This is a genomic window from Microbacterium hominis NBRC 15708, from assembly GCF_001592125.1.
In the GTDB taxonomy this organism is placed as follows: Bacteria; Actinomycetota; Actinomycetes; order Actinomycetales; family Microbacteriaceae; genus Microbacterium; species Microbacterium hominis.
Genome location: NZ_BCWI01000017.1, coordinates 1 through 16959 on the forward strand (window position 1 = coordinate 1; position 16959 = coordinate 16959).

A 16959-nucleotide genomic window follows, 5' to 3' on the forward strand; every position below is an offset into this window, starting at 1 on the left:
GTGCCGCCGCCACCACACCGTGAAGCACCACACCGGATGGCGGGTCCGACACCTCGGCGGCGGCACCCTCGAATGGACCTCACCCACGGGACGCCACTACCACGACCACCCACCCAGCCGCGTCCGATTCGTGCCGCACACCGACGACCCACCACCGTTCTGAGCACCACGCACGGGTCACGTCGGGCGCGGGCGCCCCGGCGCAGACGGGATGGGAGGATGGGGGCGTGTCCGAGCGCGCCGAACCCACCCTCGCCGACCGTGCCCGCGCCACCCGCGTGGTCGTCGTCGGTGGAGGGATCGCCGGCCTGACGGCCGCGTGGGAGTGCGCGCGCATCGGGATGCCGGTCGTCCTCCTCGAAGCCGGCACCCGCGTGGGTGGAGCCATCGAGACCGCGACGCTCGACGGGATCGACATCGACCTGGCCGCCGAGGTGTTCTCGCTCTCCGCCCCCGCCCTGGCCGACCTTATCGACCAGCTCGAGCTGCGCGCCGACGTCGAGCCCGCGGCCGACGAGAGCGTCGCCGTCGCCGTCGCGGCCGGTGACGGTCTGCACGTCGTGCCGCTGCCCGCCAACCGCGCCGGCATCCCCGCCAACGTGTGGGCGCCGGCCGTGCGCCGCCTCGTGGGAAGCGCGGGCGTCTGGCGGGCCTACCTGGACCGCCTGCGGCCTCCGCTGACGATCGGCCGCGAGCGTCGCCTGGGCGCCCTCGTGCGCACACGGATGGGAGTGCGCATCCGCGACCGGCTCGTGGCCCCCCTCACGATCGGCACCTGGGGAGTCGATCCCGACGAGATCGACGTCGACCTCGCGGTGCCCGGCCTCAGCGCAGCGCTGACGCGGGCGGGTTCGCTCGGCGGCGCCGTCGACCAACTTCTCCCGGCACGGTCGGAGGACGGCACCGAGCCGCCCCGGGCCCGCAGGGCCACCCTGCGCGGCGGCATGGGCCGCCTCGTCCAGGCGCTCGCCGAGCGGCTGCTCACCCTGGACGCCGACATCCGCGTCGGGCACGCGGTCACCGCGCTCTCCCGCACCGAGACGGGCTGGCTCGTCCACGTCGACGGCGCCGGGGACGCCGTCGATCGGGGCGACGACGGCGTCCCTCAGCCGCTGCCCGCCGACATCGTCGTCCTCGCGGCCGGTGCGCCCGCCGCGTCGACCCTGCTCGCCCCGCTCGGCGTCACGCTCGACGCCCCCGCCCGCCCCGCCCGCGAGGTCGTCACCCTCGTGATGGATGCCGGCACCAGCGCCGCCGGCCCGGCGACCGTGTACCCGGTGCCGGGCGCGATGGCCGCGGCATCCGTCATCGACGCCGGCGCCGCTTGGTCGAGCGTGCGTGCCGCGTCCGGCCCCACGCGGCGCGTCTTCCGCGTCACCGTCGATCCCGACCAGGGCGGCGATGACCCCTTGGCTCTCGCGGCGCGCGACCTCACGCGGCTGTGGCCGGGCATCGGCGCGATCCGGGCGAGTGCGCAGCGCACCGCGTTCCTCGCGCCGCCGTCGTCGGCTCTCGGCCATGCCGAGCGTGCGGCCGCCCTGCGCGCCCGCATCGCGCCGCTCGGGCGCATCGTCGCGGTCGGGGAGGACCTGGCCGGAGGCGGCATCTCGAGCGTCGTCGCCGACACGATCGACGAGGTCGAGCGCGTCCGCCACGATGTTCTGTGGGGCCGGCCCTAGCACAGCGCGCCCCCGCGGGACAGCCCCGCACCGATCGGATGCCGGAATCGGAATATGGGGCTACCCTGGAGGAACGAAGCACCACGGGCTCGAACACGAGGAGACGCCATGAGGGGCAAGATCGGGATCGTCGTGGGACTCGCCGCAGGCTACGTGCTCGGCTCCCGCGCCGGGCGTGAGCGCTACGAGCAGATCAAGGCGGCGTCCCTCAAGCTCTGGAACACCCCGCCGGTGCAGAAGCAGGTCGTCAAGGCGAAGGAGCTCGGAAAGAGCGCCGCCCTCGCCCTGCCGAGCGCGTTGTGGGACGGGGCCGTCAAGGTCACCCGCGCGGCCGGCAAGGGCTCGACCCCCGGACAGAAGCTCGATTCCGCGCTGAAGGCGGGGCGCGCGTCGGCCGACGACGTCGCCCGCGGGGCGGAGAAGACGGCGGCCGAGGTCAAGAAGGCGGCCGACAAGGCCGTCGCCGACGCGAAGAGCGAGGCCAAGAAGGTGGCGGGCGACTGAGATGGCCGCATCCCGAGGGTTCCGCGATCGCTCCGACGACAGCCTGCTGACACTCGTCGGCGAGGTCCCCGAGCTCGTCCGCAACCTCGTCGTCGCCGAGGTCGACTCGGCGAAGAACTGGGCGAAGAAGGCGGGCAAGGATGCCGGCATGGGCGGCGTCTGGTTCATCGTCGCGCTCTTCTTCCTCTTCTGGTCGCTGCCGGCACTGGCCGCGTTCGCCATCATCGGGCTGTCGTCGTGGATGCCCGCGTGGCTCGCGAGCCTCATCGTCGTGGTGATCGCCCTCGTGGGAGCGGCCGTGTTCGCCTGGCTCGGACTCCTGCGGTTCAAGCATCTGAGCCGCTCGACCAACCCCGTCGACGCCGTGAAGGTCGACGCGCGCATCGTGAAGGACGTGGCCGATGAGTTCTGACCAGCCCATTCCGCGCACCGCGGTCGCCCTCGGGATCACCGACCCGGTGGAGAGCGCCCGCGCCGAGCTCAAGGCCGCCCTCGCCGCGATCGAGGAGAAGGCGAACGTCCCGAAGCGGGTCGCGAACGCCGCCGACCGCGCGGTCGGCGACGCCCGCCGGTTCGCCCGCCGCAAGCCCGCTCTGGCGACCGCCGCCGTGCTGGGAGCCGCCGCGCTGGTGGGACTCACGGTGTGGGGCATCGTCCGCGCCTACACCCGCTGACCCCGCGCGACGCCCGCACGCGCGCGATATTGCGTGTCGGCGAGGCGCTGTCAACCCGTGTCCGCGCGTCCCGCGCCCCGGGGTATGCTCGTGTCTCAGGCAGCGGCAATGGTGCGCAAGCTGCCGGCAACGACGACCCGAGCCGCGCAGCCTTGGCGTTCGCGCGTGCACGCCCCGTCGTTGCCGGACGCGCGAAACCGTGTGTCCCGACTGAGCATCACGAGAGTCGAGCATGATCCCTGACCCGCACGCCGCCAAGCCCCTCAAGGGGTGGCGAGTGCTCGTGCCCCGCGGTGGACCGTGGGGCGACTCCGTGGCCGCGACGTTGCGTTCCCAGGGTGCCGTGCCGGTGATCGCCCCCCTCATCAACTTCGCCCCGTCGACCGACCAGGCCACCCTCGAGACGGCCCTCGCCGACCTCGCCGCCGGCGCGTTCGACTGGGTCACCCTCACGAGCGCGACGACGGTCGACGTCCTGTACGCGTACCGCGCCGTCATCCCGGCGACCACGCGCGTGGCCGCGGTCGGCGAGACCACGGCGGCCGCACTCAGTGCGGTCGGGTACCGCGTCGACCTGGTGCCCGACGACGACAACTCCGCCGCCGGGATGGCCGGTCAGCTCATCGATCTCGAGCCCGAGCCGCGGCACATCCTCACCCTGCGCAGCGAGATCGCCAAGCCCGTCTTGACGCGCAGGCTCACCGAGGCCGGTCACGACGTGCGCAGCGTCGTCGCCTACCGCACGGTCGGCGTGCCGGTCACCGAACGCATCGCCCACGACGTCGCGAACGGCCGCATCAACGCCATCCTCGTCAGCAGCGGCTCGGTGGCCGAGCAGGTGCGGCTGCAGTTCCCCGAGATCCCCGACACGACCGTCATCGCCGCGATCGGCCCGCGCACCGCGAAGGATGCCCGCAAGGTCGGGCTGGGCGTCAGCGCGGTCGCTCGCGAGCAGACCGTCGACGGTCTCATCGCGGCCGTCTCCAGCTTCCCCCTGCCGCACGCCAACGACGAGTTCCACCTCTGAGCGTGCGGGCGTGAGGCGCCCGGATGCCGGTCGTCAGCCGAGGAGCCTCCCGAGGAAGAGCGCCTGCTCGTCCCACTGGAACGCCTGTCCGCCCTCGTGCTCGTTGAAGTCGTAGACCCGCATCTGCTTGTCGTCGCGGTCGACGTGGTTGAAGGCCGCGTAGACGGTCGACGGCGGGCAGACGGGATCGAGCAGCCCGACCGAGAACAGCGACGGCGCGCTCACGCGCCGCGCGAAGTTGACGCCGTCGAAGTAGGAGAGGGTCTGGAACACGCCGGCGCTGGCGCCGCGGTGCACCGAGAGGTAGCGCACGACCTCGTGGTACGGCTCGCGGTCGGTCATGCCGATCGCGCGCTCGAAGTGGCAGAGGAAGGGCACGTCGGGCATGACGGCGAGGAGGCCGTCGCTCAGGCCCGCGGCGGCGAGCGTGATGCCGCCGCCCTGGCTTCCGCCGGTCACCGCGATGCGGTCGGCGTCGACGATCGTCAGCGTGCGCGCGGCATCGATGAGGCGCACGGCGTCGGTGAAGACGCGACGGTAGTAATACTCGTCGGGTGACTCGATTCCGCGGGTCATGAACCCGTTCGTCGACGGGCCCGTGCCGTGCGGATCGGGCGTCGCACCGGGGGAGCCCCACGTCGAGCCCTGGCCGCGGGTGTCCATGAACAGGTGCGCGTAGCCGGACGAGGCCCAGCCCAGCCGCTCCGTCGGAAGCCCCCGGCCGCCGCCGTAGCCGTTGAACTCGATGACCGTGGGCAGCGGCCCGGCCTCGCCGCGAGGAACGCGCAGCCAGGCCTTGACCGGCTCGCCTCCGTAACCGGGGAAGGTCACATCGAACACGTCGATGGTCGTCAGCACCGTCTCGACCGGCTCCAGCGTCACCTCGCCGCCCGCGGCCCGGGCGCCGGCGAGCGTCCGCGACCAGAAATCGTCGAAGTCCGCGGGCTCGCGCACGTCGGGGCGGTAGGTCTCGAGGGCGTCGGGATCGAGGTCGAATCGTGGCATGACGGGCTCCGTGCTGGCGGTCGGACGGGGCGTCTGCCCCGCCGAATCCTCACGATATCGCCTGGCGAGACCGGATCGTTGCCGTGCTGTGAGCATCCGCACATGGCGGCGCTGGCAGACTGATGGCATGGTGACCCTGCTGCTGGACGCGACGCAGCTCGAGGTCGTGCTGTCGGGCGTCGAACGCGCTCTGTCACGGCGATCGGAGAGCGTCCGCGTCGACCGTTCGCACATCCTGAGGGTGCAGCTGACCGACGACGCCTGGACCTGGCTGCGCGGCGTGCCCGCCCCCGGCACCCTCGTGCGCGGGACGGTCGCCATGGGCACCTGGCGTTCGGCGAGCGGGTGCGACTTCGTCGTGGTCCGCCGGCGCCGGCCCGCCGTCGTCGTCGACCTGGCGCCGGATGCCGAGTTCGAGCGACTCGTGCTGACCACGCGCCACGGCCTCGCCCTCGTGCAGGCGTTGCGCCTGGACGGCGACGACGCCCCGGTCGACGTCGCCGAGATCGCCGACCGCGCCTGAGACGGCTCAGGCGACGTCGCGCCGCCAGCTGACGAGATACCCGAGCCCGAGCAGGACGACGGCGTAGGCCAGCAGGATCAGTCCGCCGCCCCACCAGGTCAGCGTCGAGCCGGCGGCGCCGCCGATGCTCGTGTAGATGCTCGCTCCGACCAGCGCGTCGGAGGCGGCTCCCGGCAGGGCGGTCGTGACGGACGAGAGGCCGTCGACGAAGCCCGCCACCGTCCGCAGGATCGGCTCGACGAACTGTGTGAACGCCAGCACCCCGACGACGGCGGCGACCTGGTTGCGCACCAGCGTGCCCACGCCGATCCCGATCAGCGCCCAGAGGACGAACGCCACGACCATCCGCGCGATCATCGCCCAGGTCTCCCCCTCCCCGAGGCGGGTGTCGACGCCGACGAGCGCGAGCGCCCCCGCGCCGATGCCGACGGCCGCCAGGAGGGCCACCACGGCGTACAGCAGCCCCATGAGCACGCCCGCGATCACCTTGCCGCCGAGTGCGACGCCGCGCCGCGGCGTGGCGAGGAAGGTGGGGGTGAGGGTCTTGTGGCGGAACTCGTTGGTGACCAGCAGGGTGCCGATCAGCAGCGGGAAGACGTACCCGACCGAGGTGGCCAGGCTGTACACGAGCGGCGGGACGACGTCCGCGGGAAGGGCGGGCGTGTTCGTCGCGCTCGTGTCGAGCGCGCCCGTCGCGAGCGCACCGAAGGTGGCGGCGAGCCCACCGGTGGTCACGCCGACGTAGGCGAGCAGGACGGCGGCGAGGATCCACCACATCGCGGTGGTGAACTGCTTCGTCATCTCCGACCGCGTCGCGTTCACGATGCTCATCGGTGCGCCCCTTCCTCGTCGTGGCCCGGATCGTCGGAGACGTCCCCCTCGATCGGATCGTCCTCGACGGCGTGCACGTACTCCGTGTCGTCGACGGCCGGCTCCTCCCACGACTCGGCGTCGGCAGCGGGGGCGGCGGCGACGGGAGGAGCGGACGCCGGCGTGGATGCCGGCGTGGATACCGCCGCGACGTCCGGTCGCGGGGCGTGCACGCGCGTGCCGTTGACGAGATCGAGGAACACCTCTTCCAGCGCGGGTCCGCGGCGGTGCAGCGCCGACAGGGCGACCCCGGCGGCGGCCGCGACGGCCCCGAGCTCGACGGGCTCGCGGCCGCGCACCGTGAAGCCGGTCCGCAGCGGCGCGTACGCGATGCCCGCGGCATCCAGGGCGCCCGCGAGCGCGGCGCGGTCGGGCGCATCGATCACCGTCGCCACGTCGTCGGGGTCGGTCAGGCCCGCGACGTCGCCCTCGTAGACCAGGCGCCCCTGGGAGATGATCAGCAGCGCCGTCACCGTCTGCTGCACCTCGGCGAGCATGTGCGAGGAGACCAGCACGGTGCGGCCCTCGGCGGCGAGCTGGGCGAGGAAGCCGCGGAGCCACTTGATGCCCTCGGGGTCGAGGCCGTTGGCGGGCTCGTCCAGCACCAGCACCCCCGGGTCGCCCAGCAGCGTGGCGGCGAGGCCGAGTCGCTGGCGCATGCCGAGCGAGAAGCCGCCGACCTTGCGTCCGGCCGCGTCGGCGAGACCCACGAGACCCAGCACCTCGTCCACGCGCGAGGCGGGGATGCCCGCCGCCTGCGCCGACACCGTCAGATGCCCGGCGGCACTGCGGCCGGGGTGGAAGCTCGACGCCTCCAGGGCGGCGCCGACCGTCTGCAGCGGGTGACGCAGCTCCGCGTAGCGGGTGCCGCCGATGGTGGCGCTGCCCGAGGTGGCGCGGACCAGGCCGAGCAGGATCCGCAGCGACGTCGTCTTGCCGGCGCCGTTCGGTCCGAGGAAACCGGTGACGCGTCCGGGCTCGACACGCGCCGAGAAGGAGTCGACCGCGCGGATCGCCCCGAATGTCTTCGTCACGTCACGGAACTCGAGGAGGTGTCCTTCGGGCATCGTCGTCCTCTCCTGGAGGCACGCGCAGTCACGTGCCTCTTCCATCCTGCCCGATGCGCGCCCCGACGCCCGCGGAGGCGCGACGCCGACCGCGCGGGTAACGTTGCCAGCGTGAGTGACGCCGCCGAACCCACCGTGCTGGTCCGCACCGACCGCGGGGTGGGACACGTGACCCTCAACCGGCCGCGCGCCATCAACGCGCTCGATCTCGGCATGATCCAGGCGCTCTCCGCCGCGCTCGACCGCTGGCAGGACGACGCCGACATCGATCTCGTCCTGCTCGACGGGGCCGGCGAGCGCGGGCTCTGCGCGGGCGGCGACGTGCGCGGCCTGCGCGAGCAGATCCTGGCCGGGGCGGTCGCGGCCACCGCGGACTTCTTCCGGGCCGAGTACGCGCTCAACGCCCGCATCGCGGAGTACCGCAAGCCGATCGTCGTCGTCGCGGACGGCGTCACGATGGGCGGCGGCATCGGACTGGCCGGGCATGCCGCCGTGCGCGTCGTGACGGAGAGGTCGCGGCTGGCCATGCCCGAGACGCGCATCGGCTTCACCCCCGACGTCGGCGGGTCGTGGCTCCTCGCCCGCGCGCCGGGTCGCCTCGGCGAGTACCTCGCGCTGACGGGCGAGGCGATGGATGCCGCCGACGCCCTCTACGCCGGCTTCGCCGACGCGCTCGTGCCGAGCGAGCGGATCGGCGATCTGAGCGCCGCGCTCGCCGACCGCGCCGATCCGGGCACGCCGGCCGAGATCGTGCTGCTGTTCGACGAGACCCCTGGGCCGTCGCGGCTCGAGGCGGCGCGCGGGTGGATCGACGAGGCGTTCTCCGCTCCCCGCGTGGCGGAGATCATCGAACGGCTGCGCCGCCGCCCCGAGCCCGAGGCGGGGGCGACCGCCGACCTGCTCGAGGCGTCGTCGCCGACGGCGCTGACGGTGACCCTCGCCGCCGTCCGCGCGGCGCGGACGCTCCCCGACCTCCGGGCGGCCCTCGCGCAGGAGTACGGGCTCGTCCTCTGGTTCGCGCAGACCCAGCCGGATCTTCCGGAGGGCATCCGGGCGCAGCTGGTCGACAAGGACCGCGATCCGCGGTGGCACCCCGCTGCGCTCGCCGACGTCGACGACGAGCTCGCCGCGCGCGCCCTGGCCTGGCAGCCGCCCGCGCCCCTGTGGGCGGTCCCGTGAGCCGCAGCCGTGCGCAGCGACGCTGGTCGATCGGGGTCGCGATCGACCAGTTCTTCTTCGTCTTCGCGGGACTGGCCGCGATCTGGCTGGCCTACCTCGGCTTCACCGAGAGCCTCACGATCGGGTGGTGGGGCATCGTCGGGTTCATCCTCTTCTGGGCGCTGCTCGCCTACCTGGTCCTCCCGCGCCTGCACCGCATCCTGACGACCGTCTACGTCCCCGACTACTTCATCGGCCGCGCCCGCACGAGCGACGGCCTGCTCGGCGACCCGGTCAACCTCGCCTTCCTCGGCGACGGCGAGCAGATCGAGCAGGCGATGCGCGCGGCGGGCTGGACGAAGGCCGACCCCGTGACGCTGCGGTCGTCGTGGCGCATCGTGACCTCCACGCTCGCGCGCCGCAGCTACCACGAGGCCCCGGTCAGCCCTCTCTTCCTGTTCGGTCGCCAGCAGGACTTCGCCTATCAGCAGGAGGTCGACGGCAACCCCGCCCAGCGTCACCACGTGCGCTTCTGGAAGTGTCCCGACGGATGGCTGCTGCCCGGCGGGCGCCGCGTCGACTGGCTCGCGGCCGGCACCTTCGACACCTCCGTCGGGCTCTCGCTGTTCACGCTGCAGGTGACGCACCGCATCGACGCCGACACCGACGTCGAGCGCGACCACATCGTCGCCACCCTGCGCGCGGGGGAGCCGGCCGTGCACGTCGACCTCATCGCCGACTTCTCGACGGGCTACCACGCCCGCAACGGCGGCGGCGACAGCATCCGCACCGACGGCGACCTGCCCGTCGTCGACGTGCGGGCGGTGACGGCATGAGCGCGGCGGAGGGCGGCCGTCGGCAGCGCCACGAGAAGCGCCCCTCGTACGAGCCCGTCACCCGACTGCTCCAGCCCGTCGCCCACGACCCCGGCATGCGGCGGCCGGCGACCACCGTCGCGGGGGCGGGGCTCGTGCTGCTGAGCGCCCTGGTGGGGATCGTGTCGATGATCGATCTGGCCGTGCACTGGCGTGCCTACGCGGGCGAGCTGGAGCTCGATCTGGACGGGATCGAGGTGACGCCCGACGTGCTCGACGCCTCGCTCCTGCTCGTGCTCGCGGTGTTCGCGATCGGGGCGGCGATCCAGCTCGCGTGCGTGCTGCTGCTCTATCGCGGGAGCAACCTCGCCCGGGTCGCGGTCATGACCGTCGCCACCCTCTCCATCTCGGCCGCCTTCGCGAGCTGGTGGGTGCGCGACCAGGAGATCACGCTCTTCTCGACGCTGCCCGCCCTCGCGCTGGACATCCTGGTTCTGCTCGCCCTGTCCAGCCGCAGCGCCGCCGCCTACGCACGTCGCAACGAGAAGCGCTGAGGGATCCCGTGTTCGACAGTCCGCTCTCCGCGTCCGCCTACGAGGTGCTCGGCGTCGCGCCGGACGTCGCCGACGACGAGCTGCGTCGTGCGTACCGGCTGCGGCTGCGCCAGACCCACCCCGACACGGGCGGCGATGCGGCGCAGTTCGTGCAGGTGCAGCGGGCCTGGGAGCTCGTCGGAAGCGCCGAGGCGCGGGCGGCGTACGACCGCGGGCACGGCTTCGGCGGGGTCGAGGCCGCCGCCTACGGCCCCGACGCCGCGGCGGACGGCGGGTGGCGGCCGCCTGCCCGCCCGGCCGACACGAGGCCGCGGGCCCGATCGTTCGGACAGCCCGGCGGCTGGCGCCGCGAGCGCTACCTCGACCTGATCCGGGAGTGGGCGGGGCGGGGCACGGCCCTCGCCGACCCCTACGACCCGGCGCTCGTGCGGGCGGCGCCCCGCGAGCTCAAACGCCTCCTCGCCGACGCCCTCGCCGAGGAGGCGACCGCGCGCATCGTCGGCGAGCTCGGAATGGGCTACACGGTCTGGCATGACGTCGCCGCCGACCCCCGCGACCCGTCGCTGAAGCTGGACCACATCGTCCTCGGCCCCAGCGGCCTCTACGCCCTGCTCAGCGAGGACTTCGGGGGTCCCGTGCGTCTGCGCCGCGGCGAGCTGATCGGCGACGGCGTGGGCGCGCCGATCGCCGACCTCGTGGCGGGGGCGCGGGCGCTCGCCCGCGCGGCCCGCGTGCGGTTCAGCGGCGCGATCGTGGTGCTCCCCGACGACGACGTCGTCACCGCGATCGAGGAGATCGGCAAGGTGCGCGGACTGCCCGTGGCGGTCGTGGCCCGCTCGGCGCTGTCGACCGTGCTGCGGCGCGGCCTCACCGGCGCACGCGACATCGGCGGAAACGAGCTGTTCGACGTCCGCACCCGCCTGCAGCAGACGGTGCGGTTCGTCTGAGGCCGCGGCGTCGCGTCTAGGGTGAGGGCATGGACCCCGCCGCCTGGACCTTCCTGATCCTCGCTCTCGCGGTCGTGGCCTTCGTCAGCGGTCGCGTGCCGCTCGCCCTCGTGTCGCTGGGGGTCGCCCTGGCGCTGTGGGCGACCGGGGTGCTGACGCTGGGCGTGGCGTTCGCGGGCTTCGGCGATCCCACTGTGCTGTTCATCGCGTCGCTGTTCGTGGTGAGCGAAGCACTGGATGCCACGGGTGTCACGGCCTGGCTGGGACAGCAGGTCGTCACGCGCGCGGGCCGTGGACGCGGACGGCTGACGGCGATCATCGGCCTGCTGGCGGCGGTGCTGACCGCCTTCATCTCGATCAACGGCGCCGTCGCGGCGCTGCTGCCGGTCGTGGTGGTCGTCGCGGTGCGCGCCGGCATCGTCCCCTCCAAGCTGCTGATCCCGCTCGCGTTCGCCGCGAGCGCGGGGTCGCTGCTGACCCTCACCGGAACGCCCGTCAACATCGTCGTCAGCGAGGCGGCGGCCGCCGCCGGCGGTCGGGAGTTCGGCTTCTTCGAGTTCGCGCTCGCCGGCATCCCGCTCGTCCTGCTGACCGTCGCGGTCGTCGCGCTCGGCGGCGGCCGGCTGTTGCCGGAGCGGACGGCGGAGCGGCTGGGCGAGGTGGCGCCGGACCCGCGGGAGCACGCGCAGGCGCTCCGCGCGAGCTACGACGTCGACCTCGACACCGGGTTGCTGTTCAGCGCACGCGAGGGCGTCGCCGAAGTGCTGGTCGCGCCGCGATCGCGACTGATCGGACGTACGGTGTCGGCGGGCATGACGACCCGCGGCGAGGACCTCGTGATCCTCGCCGTCCGCCGCGGCGACGACGAGGGCCCCAACGCGTCGCGGGGCACGGGAGTGGCCGGCGCGCTCGTGCTCCAGGCCGGCGACGCCCTGCTCGTGCAGGGACCCTGGGCCGCGCTGACCCGCTACGCCCAGTCGCCGGACGTGATCGCGGTGACCCCGCCCCAGGATCTGCAGCGTGCCGTGCCGCTCGGCCGCGGCGCCAAGCGCGCGATCGGCGTCATCGGCGCGATGGTCGTGCTCCTCGCGACGGGGCTCGTGCCGGCGGTGGTCGCCGGACTGCTCGCGGCGGGAGCCCTCGTGCTGCTGCGGGTGCTGACGGTGCCGCAGACCTACCGCGCGATCTCGTGGACGACCGTCATCCTCATCGCGGGGATGATCCCGCTGTCGTCGGCGTTCATCACGACGGGGGCGGCGGACATCGTCGCCGACGCCGTGCTGGGCGTCATCGGCTCGGGCTCGCCGCAGCTCGCCCTGCTGGTGCTGTGCGTGCTGACGATGGTGCTGGGTCAGTTCATCTCGAACGTCGCCACGGTGCTCGTCGTGCTCCCGATCGCGGTCGCCATCGCCCAGACGCTCGGCGCCAGCGTGCAGCCGTTCATGATGGCGCTGACGGTGGCCGGCGCCGCCGCGTTCCTCACGCCCGTGGCGACTCCGGCCAACCTGATGGTGATGCAGCCGGGCGGCTACCGGTTCGGCGACTACGGCAAGCTCGGCCTGCCGCTGATGGCGGTGTACCTCCTCGTCGCCGTGGTGTACGTGCCGCTGATCTGGCCGTTCTAGCGCCACCGCGTCGCGGCTCGCGGCTCAGTCGGCCAGACCCCACAGCTGCAGCGGGTGGGTCAGACGCCACCACGCGTCCGGATCGGGGATGTCGGCGGTGAGGTGCACGCCGACGGTCGCCGCGTCCAGCGGTCCCGTCACCCGCACCTCGCCGACGGCCGCATCGGCGGTACGCGCCGCGCCCAGATCGAGGTCCGTCGTCACGGTGGACGCCGCGCCGTTCCACAGGATCACCGCCGCGTCGGCATCCGTCACGATGTTCGCCGTCGCCCCCCACGCGGTCGACACGACGCCCGCGAGGGTGCCGGCCGGCAGGGTGCGCGGCACGGCGACCTCGGCGGCCACGTCGGCCAGGAGACGCGCCGTCTCCTGGTCGCGGGCCTCGTCGGACGACTGGCCGAGCGCGGTCGCGTAGACGCGCACGGTCACCGCGCCGACGGTGACGTCCTTCGCCGCCAGCAGGTTGTAGAACCCCGCCAGGCTGCCGGTCTTGAGACCGACCACGGCCGGGTCGGCGAGCAGGTCGTTGGTGTTGGTGACCTCGCCGGCCCCGGGAAGCTCGACCGTCCGGGTGCGGACGATCTCCGCCACGACCGGGTGGGCCAGCGCGATCCGCGCGAGCGCGATGAGCGCGGCCGGATCGGCGGCGTTCGCGGGGTCGATCCCGGTGGGCTCGGCCAGGGTGATCCCGGGCAGCCCGTGGCGGTCGAGCCACGCGCGCGCCGCGGCCGAGAAGACCTCGTCGGTCGGCCAGATCGTGCCGGCGAGGCGATCGGTGTAGTTGCCGGCCGAGCCGATGAGGATGCCCTGGAGCATCTGATACTCCGTGAGCGAGCCGCCGACGGGCACGTCGAGGGCGGACTCGTCGTTGGCCAGATAGTCGTAGTAGGTGGAGCGGTCGCGCGAGGTGAACGCGAACTCCCGCCCCTGCTCCCCGACGTTCAGCGGCATCTCGTCCAGGATCATCAGCACCGTCACGAGCTTCGAGATGCTCGCCATCGAGACCGCCGCATCGCTCGAGGCGGCCACCGCGTCGATGCCCCCGACCCCGACGGCGCCGGCCCCCTCCGCCGGCCACGCCACGGCGGTCGCCGGCGAGGCGGGACCGTCCGGGTCGATCGCGCGCACCGTCGGCGTGACGGCCCAGAGCGGCCAGAACAGGGTCGCCGCGGCGTACGCGCCCGCGACGGCGATGGTGGTGAGGATCGGCGCGATCACCCCCGCTCGCAGGGGCGATCGGCGCGGCCGCCTCGTGAGCAGGTCGGGTGCGGGCGCGGTGTTCGCGACGGTGAGCGTCCCCGTCACGGTCGTGTCGTCGAGCCAGCCGAGCGCCTGACGTCCGTCGCGGCCCCGCACGATGACGATGTCGGTCGGTGCGGTGGACTCGCGCAGCGCGCGTCGCGACGGCGGGGGCGCGTCGTCCGAGGTCACCCGCCCAACGTACCCGGTCGCCGCTATACTCGAGCGCACAACCACGGGAGTCCGGTGAGCCGGGCTGAGAGGAAGCGATCCACGCTTCGACCGTCGAACCTGATCCGGATCATGCCGGCGCAGGGAGGAGAGAAACATGCACGCGTCTGCGTCCCCGTCCACCGTCTCGTCGGATGCTGCGGCATCCCGTTCCGCCGCGCGCACCGGCCGCCTGCGCTGGCGCGTCGTCGACATCGTCGTCGCCAGCGTCATCGGTGTGGCCGCCGGTGTCGTCTTCTGGCTGTGGGGCCAGGCGTGGACGCCGCTGAGCAGCATCCTCGCGTTCGCACCGGGGCTGGAGGGGCTGCTGTCCGGCGGGTGGCTGTTCGCCGGTGTGCTCGGTGGTCTCATCATCCGCAAGCCCGGCGCCGCGCTGTACACCGAGGTCGTCGCCGCGGTGGTGTCGATGGCCGTCGGCACGCAGTGGGGCTTCCTCACGCTGGTCTGGGGCGTCGTGCAGGGCATCGGCGCCGAGCTCGGGTTCGCGCTGTTCGCGTACGCGAACTACCGTCTGATCGCGGCGCTCACCTCGGGCGCCCTCGCCGGCCTCGCCGTGGCCCTCCTCGACACCAACTTCTCCTCGATCGCCGCCTACGAGTTCGGGCCGCGAGCGATCTACTTCGGTGCCGCCGTCGTCTCCGGCATCCTCGTCGCGGGTCTGGTGTCGTGGCTCATCGCCCGTGCCCTGGCCGCCACGGGCGCGCTGGACCGGTTCGCGGCGGGTCGAGAGGCACGTATCGCGGACGCGCCCGACGCGGCGTGAGCCCGGCCTCGCTCGCGGCGCCCGCGGCGGTCAGTGCACGAGGGTGGGGCTGGCGTCACGCCGGCCGTCGGCGCTGGGCCGTGTCGGAGCTCGACCTCGACATCGAGCCGGGCCAGCACGTCCTGCTCCTCGGCGCGAGCGGCTCGGGCAAGTCGACGCTGCTGCGCGGGCTGGCCGGCGTGCTGGGCGATGCGGAGGACGGTGAGGATGCCGGTGCGCTCCTGATCGACGGCCACGCGCCCGCCGCGGTGCGCGGACGGGCGGGCCTGGTGCTCCAGGATCCCGATGCGCAGGTCGTGCTCGCCCGGGTGGGCGACGACGTCGCCTTCGCGTGCGAGAACCTCGGCGTCCCCGCCGACGAGATCTGGCGGCGGGTCGACGAGGCCCTCCGCGCCGTCGGCCTCGACGTGCCGCGCGACCACCCGACCGCCGCCCTCTCCGGCGGACAGAAGCAGCGGCTCGCGCTCGCCGGCGCCCTCGCGATGCGGCCCGGACTGCTGCTGCTGGACGAGCCGACGGCGAACCTCGACCCGGCCGGGGCCGTCGCCGTGCGCGACGCGGTCGTCGAGGCGGCGTCGCGGACGGGCGCCACGCTCGTCGTCGTGGAGCACCGCGTCGCGCTGTGGGCCGAGCACATCGACCGCGTCGTGGTGCTCGGATCCGACGGCGGGGTGCTCGCGGACGGGAGCGCCGAGCGCGTCTTCGGCGCGCACGGCGCGGCCTTGACCGAGGCGGGCGTCTGGGTGCCGGACGTCCCCGTCGCGATCGACCCCCGGCCGCGCACGGGCACGGGGGAGGTCCTGCTGAGCGCCGACGCCGTCGCGGTGGGCCGGCGCCCGTTCGGCGAGCGGATGCCGCGGATCGTCGCGGGCGGCATCGACGCCCGGCTGCGGGCCGGGCGGGCCCTGGCGATCACCGGGGCGAACGGGGCCGGGAAGTCGACGTTCGCGATGACCCTCGCGGGGCTCGTGCCCCCGGCATCCGGGACCGTGCGCGCGAGCGCCTCGCTTGCGGCCGGCACGGGGCGCGGCGACGCGCCCGTGCGCTGGCGCGCCCGCGACCTGCTGACGCGCATCGGCACGGTGTTCCAGGAGCCCGAGCATCAGCTGCTGACCACGCGTGTGCGCGACGAGCTGGCGGTGGGCCCCCGCGCGCTCGGGCTCTCCGCGTCCGAGGTCGCCGCGCGCGTGGAGCCGCTGCTCGAACGGCTGCGGCTGACCCGTCTCGCCGAGGTCAACCCGTTCACGCTCTCCGGCGGCGAGAAGCGGCGGCTCACGGTGGCCGCGACCCTCGCGAGCAGACCCCGCGTGCTGCTGCTGGACGAGCCCACCTACGGACAGGACGCCCGCACGTGGCGCGAGCTCGCCGACCTCGTCGACGAGCTGAGGGCGGCCGGCTCGGCGATCGCGTTCGTCTCCCACGACCCCGCGCTCGTGTCCGCGCTCGCCGACGAGACCCTGACCGTCGCCCGCCTCGGGAGCGGCGCATGAGCCTGTTCTCGCTCGACGTGGCGCGCAGTCCCCTGGCGCGCATCAACCCGGTGACCAAGCTCGCCGCGACCCTCGTGGTGACCATGACGCTGCTGCTGTCGATCGACCCGGTCTCGGCGGGCGTCACCCTCGCGGCGACCGTCGCGCTGCTGCCGCTGGCGCGGTTGCGGGCGCGGCAGCTGCTGCTGCGGCTGTGGCCGATCGCCGCGGCGGCGGCCATCGGCGCGGCGGCGACCGTGCTGTACGGCCGCGTGTCGGGTCAGGTGTACCTCGAGTGGGGGCTCGTGCGCATCAGCGACGGCTCGATCGCGCTGTCGCTGGCGATCCTGCTGCGCGTCCTCGCGATCGCGGTGCCGAGCGTCGTGCTGTTCGCCACGACTGATCCGACCGACCTCGCCGACGGGCTCGCCCAGATCGTACGCCTGCCGCCGCGGTTCGTGCTGGGGGCGCTCGCGGGCCTGCGGATGGTCGGCCTCCTGATCGACGACTGGCGGGAGCTGTCGATGGCCCGTCGCGCCCGCGGCGTCGCCGATGACGGCCGCATCCGCCGCTTCCTGAGCCAGGCCTTCGCCCTGTTCGTCCTCGCCGTGCGCCGCGGCACCAAGCTCGCGACGGCCATGGAGGCCCGCGGGTTCGGCGCCGACACGGCCCGCACGTGGGCGCGCCCGTCGCGGATGTCGGGAGCCGACGCCGTCCTGCTGCTGATCGCCGTGGCGATCGCCGCGGCATCCGTCACCGCGGCCGTGCTCGCGGGGACCTGGGTCTTCGTCTTCAGCCTCTAGCCCGTC

18 protein-coding genes and 1 riboswitch are annotated in these 16959 nt (G+C 73.9%); of the genes, 14 read left to right on the forward strand and 4 right to left on the reverse strand.

Going from position 1 to position 16959, the window contains the following annotated elements; translation table 11 throughout:
* Window positions 1–227 precede the first annotated feature (227 nt).
* From MHO01S_RS12580 to MHO01S_RS12600, 5 genes are all read left to right on the forward strand, one after another.
* Window positions 228–1679 carry a protoporphyrinogen/coproporphyrinogen oxidase gene (locus MHO01S_RS12580; protein ID WP_061782389.1) on the forward strand — a complete coding sequence of 484 codons (1452 nt, stop codon included), beginning with the start codon at window positions 228–230 and terminating at the stop codon, window positions 1677–1679.
* A 108-nt stretch (window positions 1680–1787) separates the two neighbouring features.
* The gene (locus MHO01S_RS12585; RefSeq protein ID WP_060959272.1) at window positions 1788–2183 is read left to right on the forward strand and encodes a hypothetical protein; all 396 of its coding nucleotides are present in this window, start codon (window positions 1788–1790) and stop codon (window positions 2181–2183) included.
* Between the two features lies 1 nt (window position 2184).
* Window positions 2185–2595 carry a phage holin family protein gene (locus MHO01S_RS12590; RefSeq protein WP_060959273.1) on the forward strand — a complete coding sequence of 137 codons (411 nt, stop codon included), beginning with the start codon at window positions 2185–2187 and terminating at the stop codon, window positions 2593–2595.
* The gene (locus MHO01S_RS12595) at window positions 2585–2857 is read left to right on the forward strand and encodes a hypothetical protein (protein ID WP_060959274.1); all 273 of its coding nucleotides are present in this window, start codon (window positions 2585–2587) and stop codon (window positions 2855–2857) included. Before MHO01S_RS12590 ends, MHO01S_RS12595 begins: the two co-directional genes overlap by 11 nt.
* 232 nt (window positions 2858–3089) lie before the next feature.
* Window positions 3090–3884, forward strand: a complete 795-nt coding sequence (locus tag MHO01S_RS12600) for a uroporphyrinogen-III synthase (RefSeq protein ID WP_060959275.1) — start codon at window positions 3090–3092, stop codon at window positions 3882–3884.
* A 33-nt stretch (window positions 3885–3917) separates the two neighbouring features.
* Here MHO01S_RS12600 and MHO01S_RS12605 read toward each other — a convergent pair whose 3' ends face one another.
* Entirely contained in the window at window positions 3918–4889 is a 972-nt protein-coding gene (locus MHO01S_RS12605) for an acetylxylan esterase (protein WP_060959276.1), read from the reverse strand.
* Window positions 4890–5016: 127 nt separating this feature from the next.
* Here MHO01S_RS12605 and MHO01S_RS12610 point away from each other — a divergent pair, with 127 nt between their 5' ends.
* The gene (locus MHO01S_RS12610; RefSeq protein ID WP_082808084.1) at window positions 5017–5412 is read left to right on the forward strand and encodes a hypothetical protein; all 396 of its coding nucleotides are present in this window, start codon (window positions 5017–5019) and stop codon (window positions 5410–5412) included.
* Between the two features lie 6 nt (window positions 5413–5418).
* Here the strand turns inward: MHO01S_RS12610 and MHO01S_RS12615 are convergent, their stop codons facing one another.
* Window positions 5419–6243, reverse strand: a complete 825-nt coding sequence (locus MHO01S_RS12615) for an ABC transporter permease (protein ID WP_060959277.1) — start codon at window positions 6241–6243, stop codon at window positions 5419–5421.
* Window positions 6240–7316, reverse strand: a complete 1077-nt coding sequence (locus tag MHO01S_RS12620) for an ATP-binding cassette domain-containing protein (protein WP_255266094.1) — start codon at window positions 7314–7316, stop codon at window positions 6240–6242. The genes MHO01S_RS12615 and MHO01S_RS12620 overlap by 4 nt, the downstream gene beginning before the upstream one ends.
* 144 nt (window positions 7317–7460) lie before the next feature.
* Between MHO01S_RS12620 and MHO01S_RS12625 the strand changes: the two genes are divergently transcribed.
* The 5 genes from MHO01S_RS12625 to MHO01S_RS12645 are packed head-to-tail and all read left to right on the forward strand — an operon-like array spanning window position 7461 to window position 12448.
* A complete protein-coding gene (locus MHO01S_RS12625; protein WP_061782391.1) occupies window positions 7461–8528 on the forward strand; it encodes an enoyl-CoA hydratase/isomerase family protein in 1068 nt (355 codons plus the stop codon).
* Complete coding sequence (locus tag MHO01S_RS12630; protein WP_060959309.1) at window positions 8525–9343, forward strand: LssY C-terminal domain-containing protein; 819 nt, start codon at window positions 8525–8527, stop codon at window positions 9341–9343. The genes MHO01S_RS12625 and MHO01S_RS12630 overlap by 4 nt, the downstream gene beginning before the upstream one ends.
* Window positions 9340–9876 carry a hypothetical protein gene (locus tag MHO01S_RS12635; protein WP_060959280.1) on the forward strand — a complete coding sequence of 179 codons (537 nt, stop codon included), beginning with the start codon at window positions 9340–9342 and terminating at the stop codon, window positions 9874–9876. The genes MHO01S_RS12630 and MHO01S_RS12635 overlap by 4 nt, the downstream gene beginning before the upstream one ends.
* Before the next feature lie 8 nt (window positions 9877–9884).
* Window positions 9885–10823 carry a nuclease-related domain-containing protein gene (locus MHO01S_RS12640; RefSeq protein WP_061782392.1) on the forward strand — a complete coding sequence of 313 codons (939 nt, stop codon included), beginning with the start codon at window positions 9885–9887 and terminating at the stop codon, window positions 10821–10823.
* Between the two features lie 29 nt (window positions 10824–10852).
* Window positions 10853–12448, forward strand: coding sequence for an SLC13 family permease (locus MHO01S_RS12645; RefSeq protein ID WP_061782393.1), 1596 nt, complete (start codon window positions 10853–10855; stop codon window positions 12446–12448).
* Between the two features lie 24 nt (window positions 12449–12472).
* On the opposite strand, the gene MHO01S_RS12650 is transcribed toward MHO01S_RS12645, so the two are convergent.
* Window positions 12473–13879, reverse strand: a complete 1407-nt coding sequence (locus MHO01S_RS12650; protein WP_255266095.1) for a D-alanyl-D-alanine carboxypeptidase — start codon at window positions 13877–13879, stop codon at window positions 12473–12475.
* A gap of 33 nt (window positions 13880–13912) precedes the next feature.
* Window positions 13913–14022: riboswitch (TPP riboswitch) on the forward strand.
* Here MHO01S_RS12650 and MHO01S_RS16795 point away from each other — a divergent pair.
* From MHO01S_RS16795 to MHO01S_RS12665, 3 genes are all read left to right on the forward strand, one after another.
* Window positions 14016–14681 (forward strand): ECF transporter S component, encoded by a 666-nt coding sequence (locus MHO01S_RS16795; protein WP_060959282.1) that lies wholly within the window; start codon window positions 14016–14018, stop codon window positions 14679–14681. It overlaps the preceding riboswitch by 7 nt.
* Before the next feature lie 80 nt (window positions 14682–14761).
* Window positions 14762–16171, forward strand: coding sequence for an ABC transporter ATP-binding protein (locus tag MHO01S_RS16800; RefSeq protein WP_061782408.1), 1410 nt, complete (start codon window positions 14762–14764; stop codon window positions 16169–16171).
* The gene (locus MHO01S_RS12665; protein WP_061782394.1) at window positions 16168–16953 is read left to right on the forward strand and encodes an energy-coupling factor transporter transmembrane component T family protein; all 786 of its coding nucleotides are present in this window, start codon (window positions 16168–16170) and stop codon (window positions 16951–16953) included. Before MHO01S_RS16800 ends, MHO01S_RS12665 begins: the two co-directional genes overlap by 4 nt.
* The last annotated feature ends 6 nt before the right edge of the window (window positions 16954–16959 follow it).